The sequence below is a fragment of the Streptomyces sp. NBC_01460 genome (assembly GCF_036227405.1).
GTDB lineage: Bacteria > Actinomycetota > Actinomycetes > Streptomycetales > Streptomycetaceae > Streptomyces.
On the sequence record NZ_CP109473.1, the window covers coordinates 3,636,398 to 3,655,270 of the forward strand.

An 18,873-nucleotide genomic window follows, 5' to 3' on the forward strand; every position below is an offset into this window, starting at 1 on the left:
GGGCTCACACCCCGACGCGGGTGCGGGAGCGGGCGGGGAGGGTGTGGCCGGTGCCGTGGCAGGCGGGGCAGGCTGCGGTGATGGTGTGCCGGTGCCCGGTGGGGGTGGTCTGGCCGGTGGTGACGGCCACGGTGGGGAAGCCGTCGCAGTGGGCGCAGATCGGCCGGGGGCGGGTGTGCTGGGGCATGATGGAGCTCCCTTTCGGGTCCGTTGGATCTGGATTGGGTTGGGCGCCCGGGGCGGCGGAAACTTGGCGGTTGAGGCCGCCCCGGGGGCTGTCAGCGGTTGTGCTGGTGGTTCAGGAGCGAGCGCAGGACGACGGCGCAGATCGCGACGGACGCGGCGGTGATGGCGACCGCGAGGAGCATCGAGACCAGGACCGTTCCCACCACGAGGACCAGAGCGGTCCCGCCCGCGGCGGCGACGACCAGGGCGCCGGGGGTGAACTGCACCGAGGGCCGACCCGCCGGGACCGGAGCGGACACGTGCGCGGGGGCCGGGCTGGTCGGTGTGTGGTGGCAGTCGCAGGCCGGGGGGTGCACGAGGCCGGTGAGGGGCCGGACGAGGGACGTGTCTGCGGTGGGCGCGGTGTCCGGGGCCGGGTACTTCGGGGTGAACATGGGTTTCTCCTCTCAGGGGTTGCAGCGGTGGGTGCGGGCGGCGAGTTCGGCGGCGGGACGGCCGTGGTAGTCGGCGGAGAAGTTGCAGCCGGGAGCCGTACAGGCGGCGGTGTGCTTGGTGCGGCCTCGGCCGTCGTAGTGCGTGCCGACCTGTACGGGGCCTATGCGGATCACGTTGGTGAAGCGGTTCGGGCGCGGCATGGCGGTACCTCCTCTTCTGCTCAAGCGAGTTGGGCGGTGATGGCGTCAGCGAGCGGTGCGGGAACGTTGAGGCGAGCGCGGAGGGTGGCTGAGTCGATCCGCCCGCCGGTCGTCGCGTGATGCGTGTCGGCGACCTTCTGTGCGTGATCGAGCAGGGCCGGAGGAACAGCCACAGTCGGTGCGGACACCGGGGCAGGCTTGGGCACAGGGGCGGGTGCCGGCAGAAGTTCCGGGGCCGGGTCGGGGGCCCGTTCCACGGTGAGGCCCGGGGCTTCTTCGGGTTCTGGAGCGGCCAGCGGTGCAGTGTCCGGGGCCGTGGGCTCTGTTGTGGTGGGGGCGTGGGCGAGGAGGGTTCCGCCGAGGAAGGCGAGGGCAGGCCACCCTGCGACGAGGATGCGGAGCCAGGCGGGCACCTCTTCGAGGTCGAGGAGCCCGGCGGTGGCGATGTTCGCGCCGAGCGACGCGGCCAAGGCGATGACGAACCAGACCCAGGCGGCACGGTTGTCGGAGTGGGTGCGCATGCGACGCCAGGCGGCGACGAGGAGCAGGTCCACGCTGATCGGGTAGGCCCAGGCTTTCCAGCCGTCCTGCCCGGCCGCTTCGGCAAGGTCATGCAGGTGGGCGAAGGACAGCGCACCGGCAATGACGGCCTGGACGAGCACGGCGTCCAGGCGGATGCTGCGGGACATCAGGGCACCTCCTTTCCGGGGGAGAAGTGCGGTGCTACGCGGTGACCGGGGCGCCCAGCGGCGAAGCCGAGCCGGGGGCGGTGCGGACGACCGGGCGGAACGGGGCGAGGGCCGGGACGTCGGGCGTCAGGTGCGCGTATTCACGGCATATGGCCACGGCGTCGGCGGCGGACAGTTCGGGGGTGCGGATGCGGGACCAGCCGCCCGAGGAGTCGCCCGCAACGGCCACACCGGGACGGTCCGGCGCAATCGTGGTCACGGCGAAGACGGCATCGGGGGCGATGTCGCCAAGGCCCATGTCGGCGGTCTGCTTGTCGTTGACGCGGTGGACGACGCGGCCGGTGAGCTGGGCACGGAGCATGGTGGCGCCCTTGCCGAGTTCGGAGCCGAAGCGCTGCCCGCAGATCTCCAGATAGATCCCGACCGCCCGGGCCATCTGTGCGAGGCGCACCAGGTGCATGACCATGCGGTCCCGGCGTTCCTCGTCCTTCTTCACGGCGACGAGGAAGAGTTCGGCCACCTCGTCCACCAGCACCACCAACGGCACCGGTCGCGCTTCGGCCGGCAGGCCCCAGAGGTCCGAGACGCCGTGGGCGCTCAGGGTGTCGAAGCGGTCCTCCATCTCCTGGACCAGGGCTTCGAGGAGTTGTGAGGCTTCGTCCGGGGTGACGGCGAGGGCGGAGAGGCGGGGTGCGTATCCGCGGTGTTCAACCCCGCGCTTGCAGTCGATGCCGACCAGGCCGACCGGGAGCTTCGCGAGGCCGGTGATCAGGTTGCGCTGAAACATCGACTTGCCCGACTGGTTCGCGCCCAGGGTCAGGCTGTGCGGGATCTTCTGGTAGTCGCGGACGAACGCGGTCCCGTCCTCCCGCAGCGCCACCGGCACCACCAACGGCCCCGCAGTGGCCTTGCGAGGCAAGCGGCGCGGCATCTTCACCCGCCGCAGCACGTCATAGCCGGTCATGCGGAGTTCGACGAAACCGGGCTTGGTCTCCACGACGTGCACCGAGTGGACGCCCCAGGCATGCCGGAGCCGTTCCGAAGCGGCTGCCACGTCGGCGGGCTCCAGACCGGCGGGGAGACGGAGGGTGACCCGCATGCCGGTGGAGGAGCCGCGGACCCGGCGAACCTTCGGAGGGACCGGCTGGACGTCGGGGCGGCGGGCCACGTTGCGGACCATGAACGCCCGCAGACGGGACGGCTGGACCGTCAGTCCGCACACATCCATCGTGGAGCGGTACGTGGCGGTGAAGCGGACCCGGGCGACCGGCAGACCGGCCAGCGACCAGAACACGCGAGGAGCGCGCACCTTCGCATAGCCGAGCCCACCGGCAGCCGATAAGGCCCCCGCCACCTCGAACACCGTGGTCAGGTCCGACATGATCAGGCACCCGCCGTGATGGCCACCGCGCGGAAGCTGATCCCGTGCCGGGTCTGCCCGTTGAACGTGTTCTCCCAGTCACGGGCCTTGAGGCCGATGACCGTGACCGGCGTTCCCGGGGTCAGGTTCTCCGGGACCCCCGTGCTCGGCACCGTCACCTGGTAGAGGTTGCCCTCCCCGTCATCCGAGATCAGCAGACCGACCGTCGCGAGCGGGGCACCGGTCTCCCGGTCCATCGCGATCTCGCCGGTCTGCTTGCTCACGAGCTTCGGCGTCGGAGGCGTCGCAACGAACACGACAGCGGTCGAAACATCGATCTTGAACGACGGCATCTGATACTCCCTGGATTGATGTGGAGCAGCCCAAATAAGGACCCTCAGGGCCCGCTGTCCTGGGACTGCGAACCGCTAGGCAAGATGATGGCCCGCAGTCCTGGGACTGTCAACAGTCCTGGGACTGTGTTTGACTTGGTTTCGACGAGAGGGGTTCGGGATGGCGCCCAAGTGGCGAGAGCTAGCAGACAAGCTGGCCGAACAGATCAGGGGCGGTGACTACGCTCCGGGCGCGCAGCTTCCGCACATCCGGGAGCTTGTAGAGGCGGGCGAGGGTTCAAAGTCCACCGTCCACGCCGCCTACAAGGCTCTTGAAGCAGAGGGTCTGGTCACTTCATCCCGCGGTCACGGCACAGTCGTACGCCAGCAAGTTCCTCTCAAGCGACTCGGTATTGCTCGATATGACAAGGCCAAGTGGCGCGATGGCGACGAAGTGGCGTTCATCGCGGACCGTGTGGCGAGTGGACGTGCCTACCGCCGGAACGAGCAGACGCAGACTGTCAGCCGTGTGGAGGCTCCCCCCGCTGTATCGGCAGCTCACGGCCTGCCCGAAGGTGCTGAGGTGTACGCGCGGGCGCGGCTTGTGAAGGAAGGCGAGCAGCCCACCCACACCTTGACGAGCTATTACCGGCCCGAACATGTCGAGGGGACCCGCATCGTTGACCCGACTCCCGGGCCTGCCGGCCGGGGTGGAGGGTTTCGCGTGCTCTACGACGCCGGTTACGAGATCGATCACATGAGAGAGCGGATCTTCGCTCGGGCCGCGACCCCTGACGAGTTGAGGCTTCTCCAGCTGCCGCCCGGAGAGCCAGTTGTTGAACTGCACCGGACGACGTTCACAGCCGATGGCACGGTGGTGGAGTTCGCCATCGGGGTGCACGCGGCATCACGTTTCGCCTGGGAATACGACTTCAAGGTGCCTGATTCCGCGAGGGACAAGGAAGGCTCGTAGTGATCTCTGCACAGGACTGGGCCGACGCTCGGCGCATTTGGGACTACCACCAGATGGGCCATGCCCTTCAGCCCTGCTCCGTTGCCATCGGGCTCGGCAGCCATGATCTGGGAGTGGCGGACACCTCGGCAGACCTGTATCAGCGGGGATTGGTGCCGCTCCTGCTCTTTTCCGGAGCCACGAGCCCCACGACCCGAGAACGGATGCCTCGCGGGGAGGCCGTCCACTACCGGGAGCGGGCAATCGAATTGGGTGTGCCCAGCTCCGCGGTTCTTGTGGAGCCGAAGGCGCGCAACACGGGTGAGAACATCCGTTTCTCGCGGGAGGTGCTGGAGGAGGGGGGCGTCGAGGTGGCTTCTGTCCTGCTGATCAGTAAGCCGTACGAGGAGCGGCGGGCATACGCCACTGCCCGCAAGCTGTGGCCCGAGGTGGAGATCGTCAGCGCTTCGACACCTATGACTCTGGACGAGTACGTCGACTTCATCGGTGACGCACGTCTGGTGATCGACATGCTTACGGGCGCACTACAGCGTCTGATGATCTATCCGGATCAGGGATTCATGATCCGCCAGCCCGTACCTGCCGACGTAGCCGAGGCGTATCAGCGACTCCGCCAAGCCGGTTTCACCAGCCGCCTCCTGCCGAACGATTCGCATTCTGCTTGACCGCCGCCGAGAGCTGTTACAGGTTTCTCTACCTCATCAAGGCACCCGGCTGCGCTCCGCTCCGCCGGGCGCGCTTCCCGGCTCTGGCTGCGCCCGCGCTCCTGCCTTCGGCCCGCTCGGCGCTGCCGCCGCCGACGCGCGCCCGCAGTGGATAGGCCCGTAGGGCATGAGACGAGAACCAAGCCCGCGGCTTCAAGATGATGCCTCCGGCGGGGGCGCTCAGACTCCGGGATGGGAGGGGCGCCGTTCGCGGGTGCCGGCGGATTCGTGGTGAGCGTCGTGGTGGCTCCCATCCCGACCACCTTCGACCCAGGCAGAGCCGAGCAGTCGCGGCCCAGGGCGTCAAGGTCGTTCGTACAGTGGCGCGCTCCACCTTGACGCCCTGAACCACGACCGCTCCACGGTGTGTGGGTCGAAGGCGGACGGGATGGGAGCCGGGGTAAGTGGTGGGTTGAGGAGGACACCCCAGTGCGCTGCTCAACGAACGGGCGTGCCCGCATCTTTCGAGCCAACCTCAATACGTGTGCCAGCACGAGCCTGCATAGGTCTGAGTGAGCCTCAGTGAGTCTCAGGCCAAGCGCTTCGTTGCTGGAAGTGGACGGCCCGCAGCTGACTGCATTGGGTCAGAGCGCAACCGTTGCTACGGTCTCCGCTCAGAACCACCGAGTGTGGTCGCAACTCCTCAAGGGATCGGATCACTTGAGGTATCACGCCTGCTAAAATCCGCACACACCGAAGCCCCGTATGGCGTCTGCCTAGACAACGTTCGCCGTACGGGGCACTCGATATTTGAGCAACTAGGAGTACGTCGTGTCAGAGCACGATCCCGTCCCAGACGGGGCACGCTGCCAACCTAATGCACTAACCAGTGCACAGAATAATACAGCAATGAGACCGGATGAGGGCCCCAAGAACCCCCACACGGCGCTGCTGGTCTCGGCCTGGGCCAGCCTCATCACAGCACTGACGGGTGTCGCCGTCGTACTGCTGGACCATCTCTAGCCTCGCAGCATGCCCGTCGCGTGCCCGTCAGAGAGGCACGCGACGGGGAACCAGGCTGAAAGGGCCGAAACTCGCAGGTCACCGTTTCGCCAGGTCACACCAGGCCCACGTACGAGGTCTTCCAAAGTGGTCCGGCGGTATGACCCTTTACCGCCGCACCAGTTGGAGCAGCGGTGTACTTTGACGCTGTAACGCCGTTGGGTTGAGCTCGGCTCTGCCGAGTCTCGTCCTGTTCCTCTCCGCCGCCGTAGGACTCAAGTACGTGGCAGCCGTTCTATCTGGCTCCGCAATCGAAGAGACCAACTCGGAGGGAGACCGCATGAGCACAACCAAAAGCACGATGAAGAGTTGGGCGTCAAAGACCCTCGATGTCATCGCAGACCTGATGGTTGGCTACGCGGGAGGAGCAGCGCCGAGCTGAGCCCAACGGCGTTGCCCGTGCCACAACCGCGCCAGATAGGGCGGGGACTCACGGGGAACTGCGGCTGCTGGCGGGAACGACAGCGGACAGATACCGAAGTGGATAACCCGCAGGTCACAGCCCAACTCGCCCCACCTCGCTCCTAAAGCGGGTGTCGCAGGTTCGAATCCTGCCGGGGGCACAAGTTCAGAAGGGCACCACCTCCGGATTTCCGGAGGTGGTGCCCTTCTGACATCCACAGCTGGCGCGCGTGTGTGCGGTCCATATCCCTCTCCACGTGCCCAGTGGGGTTGTCGTCACAGCAACCGGTCGACCAGCCCGTCGATGTACTCAGGGGCGAGCGGGACGATGCCGAACAGGACGCGGATGTACATCGGGGCCAGGATGTGGTCCAGGACATCGAGCGCGTCGGGTGCGGCTTCGCCCCGGTCGCGGGCGCGATCGAGCATGGACTGCAGTTGCCGCATGCGTTCGGTGCGGAGGATGTCGCCGGCCTGCAGGCCCTGCTGACCGGTGCTGGACAGGGCCACGGCCAGATGCAGCACCGCGGGCCCATCGGGTCCGGTGATCTCGCGGGCCACTTGGGCCGCGTAGGCGCGCAGGTCGCCGGCCACGCTCCCGGTGTCGGGCATCGGTGACTGCGCGTTGAGGCGTGTGAGGGCCACGTCGGTGAGCAGGGTTTCCAGGCTGCCCCACCGGCGGTAGATGCTGCTGTCGGCCACGCCCGCGCGGGCCGCGACCTCACCGACGGTGAAGTTCCCGTAGCCACGCTCGCTGATCAGGTCGGTGACGGCCTGGTGCACCTGCGCGCCGACTCGGGCGCTGCGCCCGCCGGGCCGCCGGGTCTGCTGTCGCTCGTTCATACCATCCACCTTAACGCAGCTGATGCTTGCGTTTGTGGCCGATGCGCCCTATGGTCACCTAACGCAGCCACGGACTGCTTTACGGTGTGGGGCTATCGCCACCCGCGTCGACCGTGGTGAGGCACTACCAACGACTGAGGGGGATCCGATGTCTGCATCACATGCGACCGTGGGCAGTCGATCAAACCGGGCCGTGCTGCTCACGGTGACCTGCCTGGGCCAATTCATGGTCCTGCTCGACAACACGATCGTTGGAGCGGCGCTGCCCGATATGCAGCACCGGCTGCACACTCAACTGACCGGTCTGCAATGGATCGTCGACGCGTACGTACTCCTGGTCGCCATGCTGCTGCTGTCCGGCGGTGTCTTCGCCGACCGGTTCGGTCGCAAGCGGGTGTACCTGACCGGCGTCGCGGTGTTCACCGCCGCGTCACTGGTCTGCAGCCTCGCGCCCTCGGTCGGCTGGCTGATCGCCGGCCGGGTGCTGCAGGGCATCGGGGCCGCGGCGCTGGCCCCTGCCTCGCTCGCCCTGCTCGCCGCCGCCCATCCCGTGCCGCAGGAACGAATGAAGGCCATCGGGATGTGGGCCGGATTCAGCGGAATCGGTCTGGCCGCGGGCCCCGTGGCCGGCGGCGTGCTGACGGACGCCTTCGGCTGGCCCGCCATTTTCCTGGTGAATCTGCCCATCGGGGCGGTCCTGCTCGTGGTCGGCCTGCGTCATCTCGGCGAGTCCCGCAATCCGAGCGCCCCCGCGATCGACGTCCCGGGCACTGTGCTGTCCGTGCTGGCGGTGGGGGTAGCGACCTACGGGCTGATCGAGGGCGGTGCCCGCGGCTGGAGCTCACCGGTCATCCTGGGCAGCTTCACCGCTGCGGTGATCCTCCTCGCCGCCTTCATCGCCGTCGAATCGCGTCGCTCCGCACCGATGCTGCCCCTGGGCCTGTTCCGGCAACGCCTGTTCACCGTCTCCAACACGGCCATGACTGTGGTGGGGTTCGCGCTCATGGGTTCGTCGTTCTTCTTCTCCCAGTTCTTCGTGTACGTCCAGGGCAGCTCGATCCTGCGCGCCGGCCTCCAGACCTTGCCGCTCTCCCTCGCCATGGTGATCGTCAGCCCGTACGCGGGGCGGCTCGCCGCCCGGTACGGCTTCCGGATCGTGGTCACCGCCGGCCTGGCCCTGGCCGGCCTGGGACTGCTGGGGCTGGGCATGGTCCACGCCGACACCGGCTACGGGAACGTGTGGTGGCGGCTGGGACTCGCCGGCATCGGCTTCGCCCTGACCATGTCCCCGCTGACGGGCGCCGCCATCCAAGCGGTCAGCCCGCAGGAGGGCGGCCTCGCTTCAGGCATCAGCAGCACCACCCGGCAGATCGGCGCGGTGCTCGGCGTGGCGGTACTCGGAGCCGTCGTCCGCAGTCGGCAATCGGGCGGCGCCTCCCTCGAGAGCGGCCTCAACAGCGCCTTCCTCGCCGCCGGCGCCGTCGCCTCGGCCACTGCCGTGTTCACCGGCCTGTGGCTCGCCAGGTCGAAGCCCGCAGAGGGCTTCGCGGTGCCGCGTCGTGCCACCGAACAAGATGCGATCGTCGCCTCGGGTAAGGCGTCCGTGGGCAGTTCGAACTAGAACTACGGATCGGAAGGTGCCCGTGCCCCTCCCGTGACCGATCGAGCGGTGACCGACAGGGAACCACGTGATCGATGGACAGCGCCCACAAGGACGGCTCCCGACCGAATCACCTGGTCAGGGGCCGTCACCTGCGGTGGGTGTGGGATCTGAACCCACGGTGACACCGCTGCCAGAAAGGTTTGCTAATGCGGCGGCAGGGACCACAGCCAGCAGCAGCCGGAGTCGGCTTCCCCGCAGGACAGCCGCCAACTCGCCACGCCTCGCGCCAGAAGCGGCTGTCGCAGATTCGAATCCCGCCGGGGCAGCAGGGAAGGCCACCCAGGAACGTTCCTCAATGGCCTTCGCCGTACGCCTGGCCCCGCCGGCGTCACTTCGCTTCCCACGGAGGACCGTGCCAATCTGAGCGATTCAGGCCCTGTGTGATCTTGACGATGGACGAAGGGAGCGACGATGAGCCGCCGCAAGAAGACCCGTACCGTCGCCGCAGCCGTGACAGCAACGGTGCGTGAGTGGCGCGACGAGGAAGGTTGGGGTGTCCTCGACTCGCCTGAGACTCCTGGAGGGTGCTTCGGTCACTACGCCGACATCCAGGCGCCCGGCTTTCGCACACTGTCACCGGGACAGCAGGTCGATCTCGTCTGGGAGGCACCCGGCTTCAAGCAGGACGGGTACGACTACCGCGCGGTGAGCATCGTCCCCAGGCCTGTCTGACCTCCGCTGAAGAGGAAGAAGCGAGAATGCCCCGCCTCGCCGTGGTCCGGGGCCTTCGGCATGCACGTCAGGTGGGCCCGCCCACAACCGTGAGCAGGTCGACGACGAAGATCAGTGTCGAGCCCGCCGGGATCAACGAGGAGGGGGACTGCTTGCCGTATCCGAGACGCGGGGGAACGATGATCTCTCGTCGGCCGCCGGCCTTCATCCCCCTCACTCCGCGGTCCCAGCCCTTGATGACCTTGCCGCCGCCCACGGCGAACTTGAACGGCCGGCCCCGCTCCCAGGAGGAGTCGAACTCCCTTCCGGACGCGAACGTGACCCCTACGTAGTGAACCTGGACGACCCTGCCCGGCTGCGCCTCGGGCCCGTCCCCGACCACGAGGTCCCGGATCGTCAGCTCCGTGGGCGCATCACCCTCCGGAACCTCGACTCCGGGCTTCTCCAGTTCGCTCATCACGGTCCCTTCGCTCGCCACCGGAACCCTCGCGCGGGCCGGCCGGACACATGGACCTTCCATGCGGCAGGACGATCACGCTATCGGCAGTGCCCCTGCTCCGAGGTCCGCCCCGTGCCGCGGCCACACCCCCGCGGGCGCCAAGAGGCGAAGTTGGTGCGCGGTCGGCTCTGGCAGGTCATCCGCTGGCCATCGACGAAGCCCGACCGTCGGTTAGGTCCCGGACGATTCTCCGGGCCGCCCCCGGACAGGCCGGGGATGCAACCATTCTTTTCAGAGCTGGAGCCCCCGGAAGCCGACCGCGCGTGCTTGAGACCCTAGAGGCAGGCACTGACAACGGCATCGTGCCTGAGTGGCAGTTGGGCGGTGAGTACGTCTGCGTGACCTCGCGTGTCGATGCTCCCCGGCCGATCGTCCCCGTCTGCCGCACCGGGAAGCGGGAAGTACGTCGAGGAGTACGCTCCGGCGCCGTCGCTGCTCCGGGCGCCGGAGTCCGGCCCGGGCGCCGGGCGGCTCAATGGGCGTCCGCCAGGATCTCCCCGATCACGTGTCGGGCCGTCGCCGCCATCACCGGGTTCGTCGTCCGGTAGGACGAGAGCTCCATGAGCGCGATCGACAGCGCCCAGCCGCGGCCCCGGGCCCACTCGGCCGCGTCCGCGCCGACCCTCGTGCGGAAGACCCGCCTCGGCCCGGACGGCAGCAGGTACCAGGCCGCGATCAGGTCGACCGCCGGGTCGGCCAGGCCCATGCAACCGAAGTCGATGACCCCGCCGAGCCGGCCGTCGGCGACCAGGACGTTGCCGGGCTGGAGGTCCCCGTGGACCCAGACGGTCGCCCGGGGACCGGGGACGCACAGGGCGTCGGACCAGACGGCTGCCGAGGCCTCGGTGTCGACGACGCCGTGCAGCTCGTCCAGGGCATCGCGGGTGGCCGTGTCCCGTGCGGCGAGCGGCTCTCCCCGGTAGGCGGGCGGCCCGTCGGTGGTGTCGACGCGGCGCAGTGCGAGGACGAACTCCGCCACGTCGGAGGCGAATTCGGGGCCGCCCGAGCCGGGGCCCGGATTGTCACCGTCGATCCAGCGGCACACCGACCAGGACCAGGGGTACCCCTCGCCGGGCACGCCCTCGGCCACCGGGAGGGGGACGGCGGCAGGGAGGTGTGCTGCGAGACGGGGCAGCCAGCGGTGCTCCGTCGCCACGTCCTCGGAACCGCCCTCGACGCGAGGCATCCGCACGGCCAGGTCCGCCCCCAGCCGGTAGACGGTGTTGACCGTTCCGTGGGAGCCGACGGGTTCGAGGGGAAGCTCCGCCCAGACGGGGAACTGAGCGGTGAGCAGCCGCCGTACGAGCGCGATGTCGGTCGTCGTTCCGTTGCTGTGCATCCGGCCCATGCAAGCCGACCCCGGCCCGCGCTGTCGACCGAAATCCGGTGGGACCCGCGTCCCCACTGCGGCAGGATCCGGAACCATGCCCCTCGTACTCCCGCCCCGTCTCACCGCGTCCGCCCGGTCCCTCCGCGACACCGCCCGGCGACGGGGTCTGGAAACCGTGCAGCTCACGGCTCCGGACGTGCCCGGGGAGCTGCGCGACGGGGACGCGTATCTGCACGCCGGTCCGTCCTTCGCCGACGCCGTGGCCCCCGCCCTGGGTGTCGCACCGCTCGAAGCTCCCGCCGACTGGCTGGCCCGGCTGCCCGTCGCGTTCCTCGGGCGCGAGATCCGTGCCGTGCCCCTCCGTGAGGCGTACGGGCTCCGCCGTCCGGTCTTCGTGAAGTCGCCGAACGACAAGGGCGTTCCGGCCCTGGTCTACACGGACGGGTCGCGGCTGCCCGGGCCGGACGCGGTCGATCCGGACACCGTGGTGCTGGTGAGCGAGATCGTCGTCTTCGAGGCGGAGTACCGGCTGTACGTGCTCGACGGCCGGGTGCACACCGGCAGCCGGTACGCGGCGTCGGGGCAGCTGCGCCTGGCTCCCCTGTCCGCCGATGCGCGGGCGTTCGGCACGGAGCTGCTCGACGCCGTCGGGCACACCCTGCCGTCCGCGATCGTCGTCGACGTGGGAGTCACGGACACGGGGCGCTGGGCGGTCGTCGAGGCCAACGCGGCATGGGCCAGCGGTTGTTACGCCTCCGACCCGGACCGCGCCCTGGACGTGGTGCTCAGGGCCGCCGGCCCCGCCGCACACCTGACGGAACGGGACAGCCCCTTCGTCCGGTGACCGGCGGGTGGGTGTGACCGGGGTCCCAGGGCGGGCAGGTCAGCGGCAGGAGGCCTTCAGCTGCGCCGCCGCGTGGTGCGCGCCCACCAGCTCCGCGTCGCCCCAGTCCCGGCCCCGGTCGACCATCTGCACGGCGAAGGTGTCCCCCTTGACCGGATAGGTGCGTACGTCGACGGCGGTCCCCCGGTGCTCGGGCTGGTCCACGGCGAAGCCCGTGTAGGCGGAGTCCGCGTTCCGCGGGTCGGAGAGGACCCGGTAGACGGTGGGGTCTCCCGCCACGTCCCGGTCGCGGACGCTTCGGGGGACGAAGACCGTCAGCGCGCACTCGCTGAATCCGTCACCGAGGTGCCAGGACCAGACGGCGTTGCTCCCCCGGTCCTGACCCGGGCTCCCCGACATCGGGACGGCACTGAACCGGCCGTCGCACGAACCGCCCGCGAAGCCGCCCGACTCGACGGTGTACCAGCCCGCGTCGCCGTTCTCGAAGCGTCCGTTCTCCATGTACACGCCGGTCGTACAGCCTGGCCCGGCCCACGCGGAGAAGCGGTAGCGGCCGGTGTCGGCGGAAGGCTCCGGCTCCGGTCCGGTTGCCGGTTCAGGCTCCGGTCCCGGGGTGCTCCCACCGGCCGGCTCGCCGTCCTCGGACCCGATCCGGGTGGGTGCCCCGCCGCCGATCGGTGCCGGTACGGCGCCGGCCCGGCCCGTGGCCTCCGGACGCGTGCCTCCGGCCCCCGCCGCGAGCAGGGAGACCGCGGTGGCGAGACCGCCCACGGCCACCGCCACCCCCGCCGCCAGCAGGACCTTCCGCCGCCGGGGCAGCGTGGAGACCCGGCCCGTCAGCGTCTCGTGGGCGATCCAGGACCCGCTACCGCGGGGGGCGCGCTCCGCGGAACCGCACCCGGGGCAGGCCATGCCCGGCAGCGGGCCGATGCGTTCGCCGCCGCAATGTTGGCACTTCATGGCAGGACACCTTGCCAGTGCTGCCCGCCCGGAGGGAGAGTTCCCGCACTATTGGCGCAGTTCCTCAGGACACGGCGTGCCCGGCTGCAGCTGGTACGGGGCCGCGAGGCGGTAGACACCCGCCCGCGGGGCGAGGAGCTCGGTCCACTCGTCGCCGTCCCCGTCCTCGTCCACCTTGATCAGGCAGCCATGGGCGTTGGTGTAGTCCTTGGGGGCGTCCCCGTCCGCCTCGGAGCGCTTCTTGGAGGCCTCCGTCTCCTGCGGACGCTCCACGCTCTTGCCCTCGTCGTCCACGACGGCGAGCCAGCGGGAGTACGGGATCCGGATCAGGACCCGGCCCGCCGACCGCACGCGGATCGTCAGCTTGTCGTCGCCGGCGTGCTCCACGGTCGCGGGCGGATCGGCGAGCGGCACGGGGGCCAGGACCCGGAAGAGCTTCCAGTTGGCGTCGCTCCAGACCGCCTTCAGGTAGGGCTGCCCCTTCTCGACGAGCGCCGCCTCCTGCTCGCCCCCGGAGTCCGGCTCCCCGGTCGGCAGCACCACGTAGTGCACGGCCCAGCGGTCCAGCCACGCGCGGTAGTTCACGGGGTCGAGCGTGTCGTCGTAGAAGAGCGGGTTGCGCTTCATGTCGGCCTGCCGGTTCCAGCCGCGGGCCAGGTTCACGTACGGGGCGAGCGCCGAGGCCTCCCGGTGGCTGCTGGCGGGGACCACCTCGACCCGGCCCTTCTCCGCGCCGGCCGTCTGGAGCTGGTTGACCAGCGGCGCCAGCTCACGCGTCCAGGACGCGGTGGGGGCGGTCCGCACGATGTCGTCGACCCCTTTGAAGCCGATCCAGAAGTTCAGGCCCGCGAAGACGATGACCAGGGCGTACCAGCGGCGGGTGCGCGGCGCCGTGTACGGCAGCGCGGCCAGCAGGACGACGCCGGCGAACAGCATCGCCATGCGCGACACGTTCGAGCCGATCTGCGAGTCCACCACGTACGTCAGCAGCGTCCCCGCCCCGTAGACCGCGGCGGCCGTGCGCACGGTGTGCCAGTCGCCGGGCACCAGGAAGAAGACGAAGACGGCGTACAGGAACGGCAGCGACAGGGTCCCGAGCGCCATCGGCTGCGTACCCGAGAAGGGGAAGAGCCACGCGGAGAGGACCACCACCACGACGGGTGCCAGGCCGAGCGCGTACGCCCCGGGGCGCCGTTTGTTCAGGAACAGGGCCGCGGCGACCACGCCGAGGAAGAGCCCCGCGACCGGGCTGCCCGCCGTCGCGAGACCGGCCAGCGGCGCCGCGACGACGGCCTTCGCCCACCGCTTGTACCGCCAGCGGTGCGGCCAGCAGAAGACGGCGGCGACGGCGCCGAGCGCGAACATCATGCCGAGCCCGAACGTCACCCGTCCGGACAGGGCGTTGCACAGGTACGCGAAGACTCCGGCGAGCGCGCACGCCAGAGGGTTACGGACGGCGGGGACCCGCACCAGGATCAGGGCGGTGAGCGCCGAGGACACCGTGCCGACGATCATCATCGTCGTACGCACGCCGAGCACGGACATCAGATAGGGCGACACCACGCTGTACGAGACGGGGTGCATGCCCCCGTACCAGGCGAGGTTGTACGCGGTGCCGGGGTGGCGGCCGACGAACTCGGCCCAGGCGTCCTGGGCGGCGATGTCACCGCCGCTGTTCGCGAAGAAGAAGAACCAGAGCAGGTGCACGGCCGCGGCGATCGCGGTCGTCAGCAGGACCGGGTGGCGGAGGAGGCGGCTCCGTATCGAACCGTCCGCACCGTCGCTGTCCCCGACGGACTGGGCCGGGATCCGGACGGCCGGGCTCGTGGCTCCCGGACTCGCGGGGGTCGGGCTCGCGGCGGTCGGCGCGGGCGGGCTGTCGTTCGCCCGTGTCGGCTCAGCGGTGGTCACTGCGACTCTCCCCGTCCTTGCCCGGGCCTGCCGAACCGTCGATGTACTGCACGGGCCTCATCCGTACATGGAGGGACGCGTCCCGGCGCCCGACCGTTGCCTCGGGACGCTAGCACGCGGCGTTTTCTCCGCGCCGGTCCATCGGCCGCCGATGCCTCCGCGACCCGGGCCCGTCGGCCGGCGGCCCGGCGCGCTCCCGCGAGGCGGGCGGCTCCGCGTCCCGCGAGGGAGACGCGGAGCCGGTCCGCTCAGGTGATGCGGGTGAGCTTGTCGCCGAAGGTCGGCTCCGTCATCTCGCCCTGCAGGGCGACGGGGACCGAGACCTTGCCCGTGCCGGTGCCGACCGTGACCTCGCCGACGACGGTGCCCGCCGCGGCCTGGTGCGCCGGCGCCTTGCCGCCGTCGGTCATCTTGAGGTCGACCTCCAGCCCGCCCCAGCCGACCGCCTTCAGGTCCTTCGTGGCGACCACCGGGGTCTGTCCGCCCAGACCGTTGTCGACGTATCCGACGACCTGGCCCTTCTTGACGACGGTGGCGGAATCGACGCCCTTCTGCGCGGCCCTGATCAGCTTGAGGCTGTTCTGCCGGGCGCGCTCCAGCTTCGCGTCGAGCGTGCCTTCGAGGTTCGCCCCCATGACGGCACCGATGATGCGGCGGCTCTTGCCGTCGACAACGGTCTCGGCCGTCCAGAGCAGGTTGCCGCCCGCCGGGGTCGACGAACCGGTCTTGATACCGCTGACACCGGGTTCCAGCAGGATGTAGTTGTTGTTGTAGATCCTGCCGACACCCGGGATGTCGGCCTGCGGGAGGTTCACGATCTTCCGGAAGACGTCGTTCTGCATGACCGCCTTGCCCAGCGCGATCTGGTCGGCGGGCGTGGACATCGTGGAGGACTTGAGGCCACTCGGGTCCGTGTACGTCGAGTTGGTCATGCCGAGGTCCTCGGCCGCCGCGTTCATCTTCTCGATGAACGCCTTCTCCGTGCCGGCGTCCCAGCGGGCCAGCAGCCGGGCCACGTTGTTGCCCGAAGGGATCATCAGCATCTCGAGCATCTGGCGCTCGGTGTACTTGTCCCCCTCCTTGATCGCCACCCGCGACTCGTCCTCGAGACTCGCCTCGTCACCGGCCTGCTTGTCGACCTCGATCTGGTCACCGGTCTGCTCGCCGGTGATCGGGTGCCCCTGCAGGATCACGTAGGCGGTCATCACCTTCGCCATGCTCGCGATCGGCGCGGACTTCTCCTTGCCGTACGAGCCGATGGCGCCGACGCCCTCGACCTCCACGGCGCCCTGGCCCTCCGCCGGCCACGGCATGTCCAGCTTCTCGCCGCCGAAGGTGTACGTCGGAGAGGCGGACAGCGTCAGCGCGGGGTCGGGAAGCGGGCGCACCGCCTGCGCGATCGCAAAGACGATCAGGGCGAGCAGGACCAGCGGCGTCCAGATCTTGACCCGGCGGACCGCCGTGCGCACCGGGGTCTCCCGGGGCGGCGGGGTGTTCGTGAGCTCGGCCAGCAGGTCGAGCGGGGGCTTCGGCGGCATGGGCTGCTGCCTGGTCCGCTCGGCCTCGGTCAGGCCGGCCCCGGGGCTCGCGGGGGTGCCGGGGCCCGCCGCGACGTCCGGGGTGATGGTGGGGCCGACCACGGCGGCGGGGCGTACGTCGTCCGAGCGCAGCGGCACGAACTTGCTGGTCCGCTCGGCGGGGGCCTCGGCAGGCGCCTCAGAGGCGCCGGAGGCCTTGGCGGCCCAGGACGCGGGCTTCCGGGGAGCCTCCGTCGCCTTCCGAGGAAGCTTCAGCGCGGTCGTCGGCTGGTCGACCTGATCCGTCCGCAGCGCCTTGAAGACGGCGGTCGGATGATCGATTCCTCGCCCGTCGGACACGGGTTCCGCGTCCTCGGCCGGGGTCGCCTCCTTGCGGGTCCTCGGGACGCGGGGCGCGTCCTCGGAGGCGCTGACAGCCGGAGCCTCGGCAGAGGTCTCGGTGTCGGTGGAGGTCTCGGCGTCGGGTTCGGACCCGGTCTCTGCGCCGGCCTCGGTCTCTGCGCCGTTCTCGGGCTCTGCGTCAGGCTCGGCGTCGGCGTCGCTCTCCGCCGAGACCTCGGTGTCCGAGTCAGCACCGGCATCGGCATCGGCATCGGCGGACCGAGCACCGCCGTCGCTGTCCGCCGGCGTTTCGGCGTCGGCGTCCGCCGCCTTCGCCTCGGCGACGGACGTGGCGTCGGCGCTGTCGGCCGATCCGTCCTCGCTCTCGGCCTCGCCCTTGTTCCCGTTCTCGTTCTCGCCCTCGGAAGCACCGCTACGAGCTGCGGCTTCCTCGTCTGCATCGGTCGCCACCCACGCCGCGACGGCGGCGCGGAGCCGGGCATCGGTGGGCGTCGACGCGGCATCGGAGGATCCGGTGTCGGCCGCGGTTTCCGGAGGGGTCTTGTCCTCGGCAGGACCGGTCCCGTCCTCGGCGTCGGCCTCGGACTGTGCGTCGCCGTCACCCTCGGCGTCGGCCGCAGGTTCCGTCCGGGCCCCGGACTCGTCGTCCGACTCCGCCCCGGACCCGGCCCCAGAAGCCTCGTCCGCGTCCGCGGAGGCTTCGTCAGCACCCCCGGAGGCCTCGTCCGCGTCCACGGACGCCTCAGGCGCCTTCCTGGCCGCCCCGGCCACGTCCTGCGCGTCCGGGGTCCCGTCGGCGCCCTCGCGGGGCTCAGAGGCCCCCTCAGGGCCCTCCGTGCCCTCGGCGGGGGCCACTGCCCCCTCGGCCGCGCCGGTCTTGCCGGAGGCCGGGAGGCGGAACACCGCCGTCCTGCTGTCCGTCTCGGGGCCGGCCGTACCGCCCGCCGGACTCCCGTCGGACCCGGCGCCGGGTTCACGGAACACGGCGAGACGCGGATCGCGTTCCCCAGTCGTCCCCGACGACTTCCGCTGCTCCGACTTGTCGGGGGACTCGCCCGCCACCGATTACCTCCTTGATGCGCCGCGGGGTCACGCCCGCACTGTCCGAACCATTCACCAGTGTCCTGTGTGAACCCCTGGCCGAGCCGCTAGACGAGAACGACATACCTAACGGTTCCCTCACAAAGCACCCAGGCACCCTCGACAGACCAATGTGAGAGGGGTCACCCTGTCACTCATCCACGCGGGGAGGCATGGATGGGCAGGAGCCGCAGAACAATTCCGGAGGAGCTTCTGCTGCTCGCTCTGGACCCGACCACGGGTACCACAGCGCAGCCGCAGTCGCTCGACCTCGGCCTGGCCGGGGCACAGCTAGTGGAGCTGGCTCTGGCAGGACGGATAGCCCCTGACGGGGATCGTATCGCCGTGGTGATGCCACGGCCGACAGGAGATCCGACTCTGGACTCCGCACTGGAGCTGCTGCGCCGTCGTGGCAGTCCGGTTCGGGCGGTCCACTGGATCGGCGGGCCCCGACTGGGACTTCGCCAGATCTACCTCGCTCATCTGGAGCGGTGCGGCATGGTTCATGCCGTGGCGGGCCAGATGTGCGGAGTGCTGCCGACGACTCGCTACCAGGCGACGGACACGGCGATCAGCCGGGACATCAGAACCCGGCTGGACAGTGCGATCCGCACCGGCGTACCGCCGGACCCGCGGACCGCGGCGCTCGCCGCACTGGCCCACGCGGTCGGACTCGGCAAGCACCTGTACCCCGGGAACGAGGGGCGCTCATCGCGCTCCCGGCTCCGGGACCTGATCAGACACGACCCGATGGGCGGTCTCGTGGCGCATGCCGTGATGGACGTCCAGAACGGCGTGGCCGTCCAGCCACGCCGCAATCAGCAGACGGCGAGCGTGCCGTTGCAGCCGCAAGCGCACCGCGGCGGCATGGCGCACACCTCCGTCCACTGACAGCACGACCGCGCGGA

The 18,873-nt window shown here is 70.1% G+C and carries 18 protein-coding genes; 6 read left to right on the forward strand and 12 right to left on the reverse strand.

Going from position 1 to position 18,873, the window contains the following annotated elements:
• Positions 1–4 precede the first annotated feature (4 nt).
• From OG488_RS16075 to OG488_RS16100, 6 genes are all read right to left on the reverse strand, one after another.
• Positions 5–187: a hypothetical protein gene (locus tag OG488_RS16075; RefSeq protein WP_329229890.1), complete on the reverse strand. Its 183-nt coding sequence runs from the start codon at positions 185–187 to the stop codon at positions 5–7.
• A 91-nt stretch (positions 188–278) separates the two neighbouring features.
• Positions 279–620 carry a SpdD protein gene (locus tag OG488_RS16080; RefSeq protein WP_329229891.1) on the reverse strand — a complete coding sequence of 114 codons (342 nt, stop codon included), beginning with the start codon at positions 618–620 and terminating at the stop codon, positions 279–281.
• A gap of 12 nt (positions 621–632) precedes the next feature.
• Positions 633–821: a mobile element transfer protein gene (locus OG488_RS16085; protein WP_033249557.1), complete on the reverse strand. Its 189-nt coding sequence runs from the start codon at positions 819–821 to the stop codon at positions 633–635.
• Between the two features lie 20 nt (positions 822–841).
• Complete coding sequence (locus OG488_RS16090; protein ID WP_329229893.1) at positions 842–1,510, reverse strand: DUF2637 domain-containing protein; 669 nt, start codon at positions 1,508–1,510, stop codon at positions 842–844.
• Between the two features lie 34 nt (positions 1,511–1,544).
• Complete coding sequence (locus OG488_RS16095) at positions 1,545–2,891, reverse strand: FtsK/SpoIIIE domain-containing protein (protein WP_329229894.1); 1,347 nt, start codon at positions 2,889–2,891, stop codon at positions 1,545–1,547.
• Positions 2,892–2,893: 2 nt separating this feature from the next.
• Entirely contained in the window at positions 2,894–3,223 is a 330-nt protein-coding gene (locus OG488_RS16100; RefSeq protein WP_250287356.1) for an SCO3933 family regulatory protein, read from the reverse strand.
• A 160-nt stretch (positions 3,224–3,383) separates the two neighbouring features.
• Here OG488_RS16100 and OG488_RS16105 point away from each other — a divergent pair, with 160 nt between their 5' ends.
• Both OG488_RS16105 and OG488_RS16110 read left to right on the forward strand, forming a co-directional pair.
• Positions 3,384–4,175 (forward strand): GntR family transcriptional regulator, encoded by a 792-nt coding sequence (locus tag OG488_RS16105; RefSeq protein WP_329229896.1) that lies wholly within the window; start codon positions 3,384–3,386, stop codon positions 4,173–4,175.
• A complete protein-coding gene (locus tag OG488_RS16110; protein WP_329229898.1) occupies positions 4,175–4,840 on the forward strand; it encodes a YdcF family protein in 666 nt (221 codons plus the stop codon). Before OG488_RS16105 ends, OG488_RS16110 begins: the two co-directional genes overlap by 1 nt.
• A 1,719-nt stretch (positions 4,841–6,559) precedes the next feature.
• Here the strand turns inward: OG488_RS16110 and OG488_RS16115 are convergent.
• Entirely contained in the window at positions 6,560–7,126 is a 567-nt protein-coding gene (locus tag OG488_RS16115) for a TetR/AcrR family transcriptional regulator (protein ID WP_329229900.1), read from the reverse strand.
• A 148-nt stretch (positions 7,127–7,274) separates the two neighbouring features.
• On the opposite strand from OG488_RS16115, the gene OG488_RS16120 reads away from it, so the two are divergent.
• Together OG488_RS16120 and OG488_RS16125 are read left to right on the forward strand one after the other, a co-directional pair.
• On the forward strand, positions 7,275–8,747 hold the full coding sequence (locus tag OG488_RS16120) for an MFS transporter (protein WP_329229902.1): 1,473 nt from the start codon (positions 7,275–7,277) through the stop codon (positions 8,745–8,747).
• Positions 8,748–9,200: 453 nt separating this feature from the next.
• On the forward strand, positions 9,201–9,461 hold the full coding sequence (locus OG488_RS16125; protein ID WP_329229904.1) for a cold shock domain-containing protein: 261 nt from the start codon (positions 9,201–9,203) through the stop codon (positions 9,459–9,461).
• Between the two features lie 67 nt (positions 9,462–9,528).
• On the opposite strand, the gene OG488_RS16130 is transcribed toward OG488_RS16125, so the two are convergent.
• Both OG488_RS16130 and OG488_RS16135 read right to left on the reverse strand, forming a co-directional pair.
• On the reverse strand, positions 9,529–9,918 hold the full coding sequence (locus OG488_RS16130) for an FKBP-type peptidyl-prolyl cis-trans isomerase (protein ID WP_329229906.1): 390 nt from the start codon (positions 9,916–9,918) through the stop codon (positions 9,529–9,531).
• Positions 9,919–10,432: 514 nt separating this feature from the next.
• Positions 10,433–11,299 (reverse strand): aminoglycoside phosphotransferase family protein, encoded by an 867-nt coding sequence (locus tag OG488_RS16135; RefSeq protein ID WP_329229908.1) that lies wholly within the window; start codon positions 11,297–11,299, stop codon positions 10,433–10,435.
• Positions 11,300–11,384: 85 nt separating this feature from the next.
• On the opposite strand from OG488_RS16135, the gene OG488_RS16140 reads away from it, so the two are divergent.
• A complete protein-coding gene (locus OG488_RS16140) occupies positions 11,385–12,134 on the forward strand; it encodes an ATP-grasp domain-containing protein (protein ID WP_329229910.1) in 750 nt (249 codons plus the stop codon).
• A 39-nt stretch (positions 12,135–12,173) separates the two neighbouring features.
• Here OG488_RS16140 and OG488_RS16145 read toward each other — a convergent pair whose 3' ends face one another.
• The 3 genes from OG488_RS16145 to OG488_RS16155 all read right to left on the reverse strand — a co-directional run bounded on the left by OG488_RS16145 (position 12,174) and on the right by OG488_RS16155 (position 17,947).
• On the reverse strand, positions 12,174–13,094 hold the full coding sequence (locus tag OG488_RS16145) for an adhesin (RefSeq protein WP_329229912.1): 921 nt from the start codon (positions 13,092–13,094) through the stop codon (positions 12,174–12,176).
• A 48-nt stretch (positions 13,095–13,142) separates the two neighbouring features.
• Complete coding sequence (locus tag OG488_RS16150) at positions 13,143–15,005, reverse strand: MFS transporter (protein ID WP_329229914.1); 1,863 nt, start codon at positions 15,003–15,005, stop codon at positions 13,143–13,145.
• 248 nt (positions 15,006–15,253) lie between these two features.
• Positions 15,254–17,947 carry a D-alanyl-D-alanine carboxypeptidase gene (locus tag OG488_RS16155; RefSeq protein WP_329229916.1) on the reverse strand — a complete coding sequence of 898 codons (2,694 nt, stop codon included), beginning with the start codon at positions 17,945–17,947 and terminating at the stop codon, positions 15,254–15,256.
• Positions 17,948–18,142: 195 nt separating this feature from the next.
• Between OG488_RS16155 and OG488_RS16160 the strand changes: the two genes are divergently transcribed.
• A complete protein-coding gene (locus OG488_RS16160) occupies positions 18,143–18,856 on the forward strand; it encodes a GOLPH3/VPS74 family protein (protein WP_329229917.1) in 714 nt (237 codons plus the stop codon).
• The last annotated feature ends 17 nt before the right edge of the window (positions 18,857–18,873 follow it).

Coding starts and splice junctions, on each gene's coding strand:
- OG488_RS16075 (WP_329229890.1), bottom strand. CDS start 187: ATGCCCCAGCACACCCGCCCCCGGCCGATCTGCGCCCACTGCGACGGC.
- OG488_RS16080 (WP_329229891.1), bottom strand. CDS start 620: ATGTTCACCCCGAAGTACCCGGCCCCGGACACCGCGCCCACCGCAGAC.
- OG488_RS16085 (WP_033249557.1), bottom strand. CDS start 821: ATGCCGCGCCCGAACCGCTTCACCAACGTGATCCGCATAGGCCCCGTA.
- OG488_RS16090 (WP_329229893.1), bottom strand. CDS start 1,510: ATGTCCCGCAGCATCCGCCTGGACGCCGTGCTCGTCCAGGCCGTCATT.
- OG488_RS16095 (WP_329229894.1), bottom strand. CDS start 2,891: ATGTCGGACCTGACCACGGTGTTCGAGGTGGCGGGGGCCTTATCGGCT.
- OG488_RS16100 (WP_250287356.1), bottom strand. CDS start 3,223: ATGCCGTCGTTCAAGATCGATGTTTCGACCGCTGTCGTGTTCGTTGCG.
- OG488_RS16105 (WP_329229896.1), top strand. CDS start 3,384: ATGGCGCCCAAGTGGCGAGAGCTAGCAGACAAGCTGGCCGAACAGATC.
- OG488_RS16115 (WP_329229900.1), bottom strand. CDS start 7,126: ATGAACGAGCGACAGCAGACCCGGCGGCCCGGCGGGCGCAGCGCCCGA.
- OG488_RS16120 (WP_329229902.1), top strand. CDS start 7,275: ATGTCTGCATCACATGCGACCGTGGGCAGTCGATCAAACCGGGCCGTG.
- OG488_RS16125 (WP_329229904.1), top strand. CDS start 9,201: ATGAGCCGCCGCAAGAAGACCCGTACCGTCGCCGCAGCCGTGACAGCA.
- OG488_RS16130 (WP_329229906.1), bottom strand. CDS start 9,918: ATGAGCGAACTGGAGAAGCCCGGAGTCGAGGTTCCGGAGGGTGATGCG.
- OG488_RS16135 (WP_329229908.1), bottom strand. CDS start 11,299: ATGCACAGCAACGGAACGACGACCGACATCGCGCTCGTACGGCGGCTG.
- OG488_RS16140 (WP_329229910.1), top strand. CDS start 11,385: ATGCCCCTCGTACTCCCGCCCCGTCTCACCGCGTCCGCCCGGTCCCTC.
- OG488_RS16145 (WP_329229912.1), bottom strand. CDS start 13,094: ATGAAGTGCCAACATTGCGGCGGCGAACGCATCGGCCCGCTGCCGGGC.
- OG488_RS16160 (WP_329229917.1), top strand. CDS start 18,143: ATGGGCAGGAGCCGCAGAACAATTCCGGAGGAGCTTCTGCTGCTCGCT.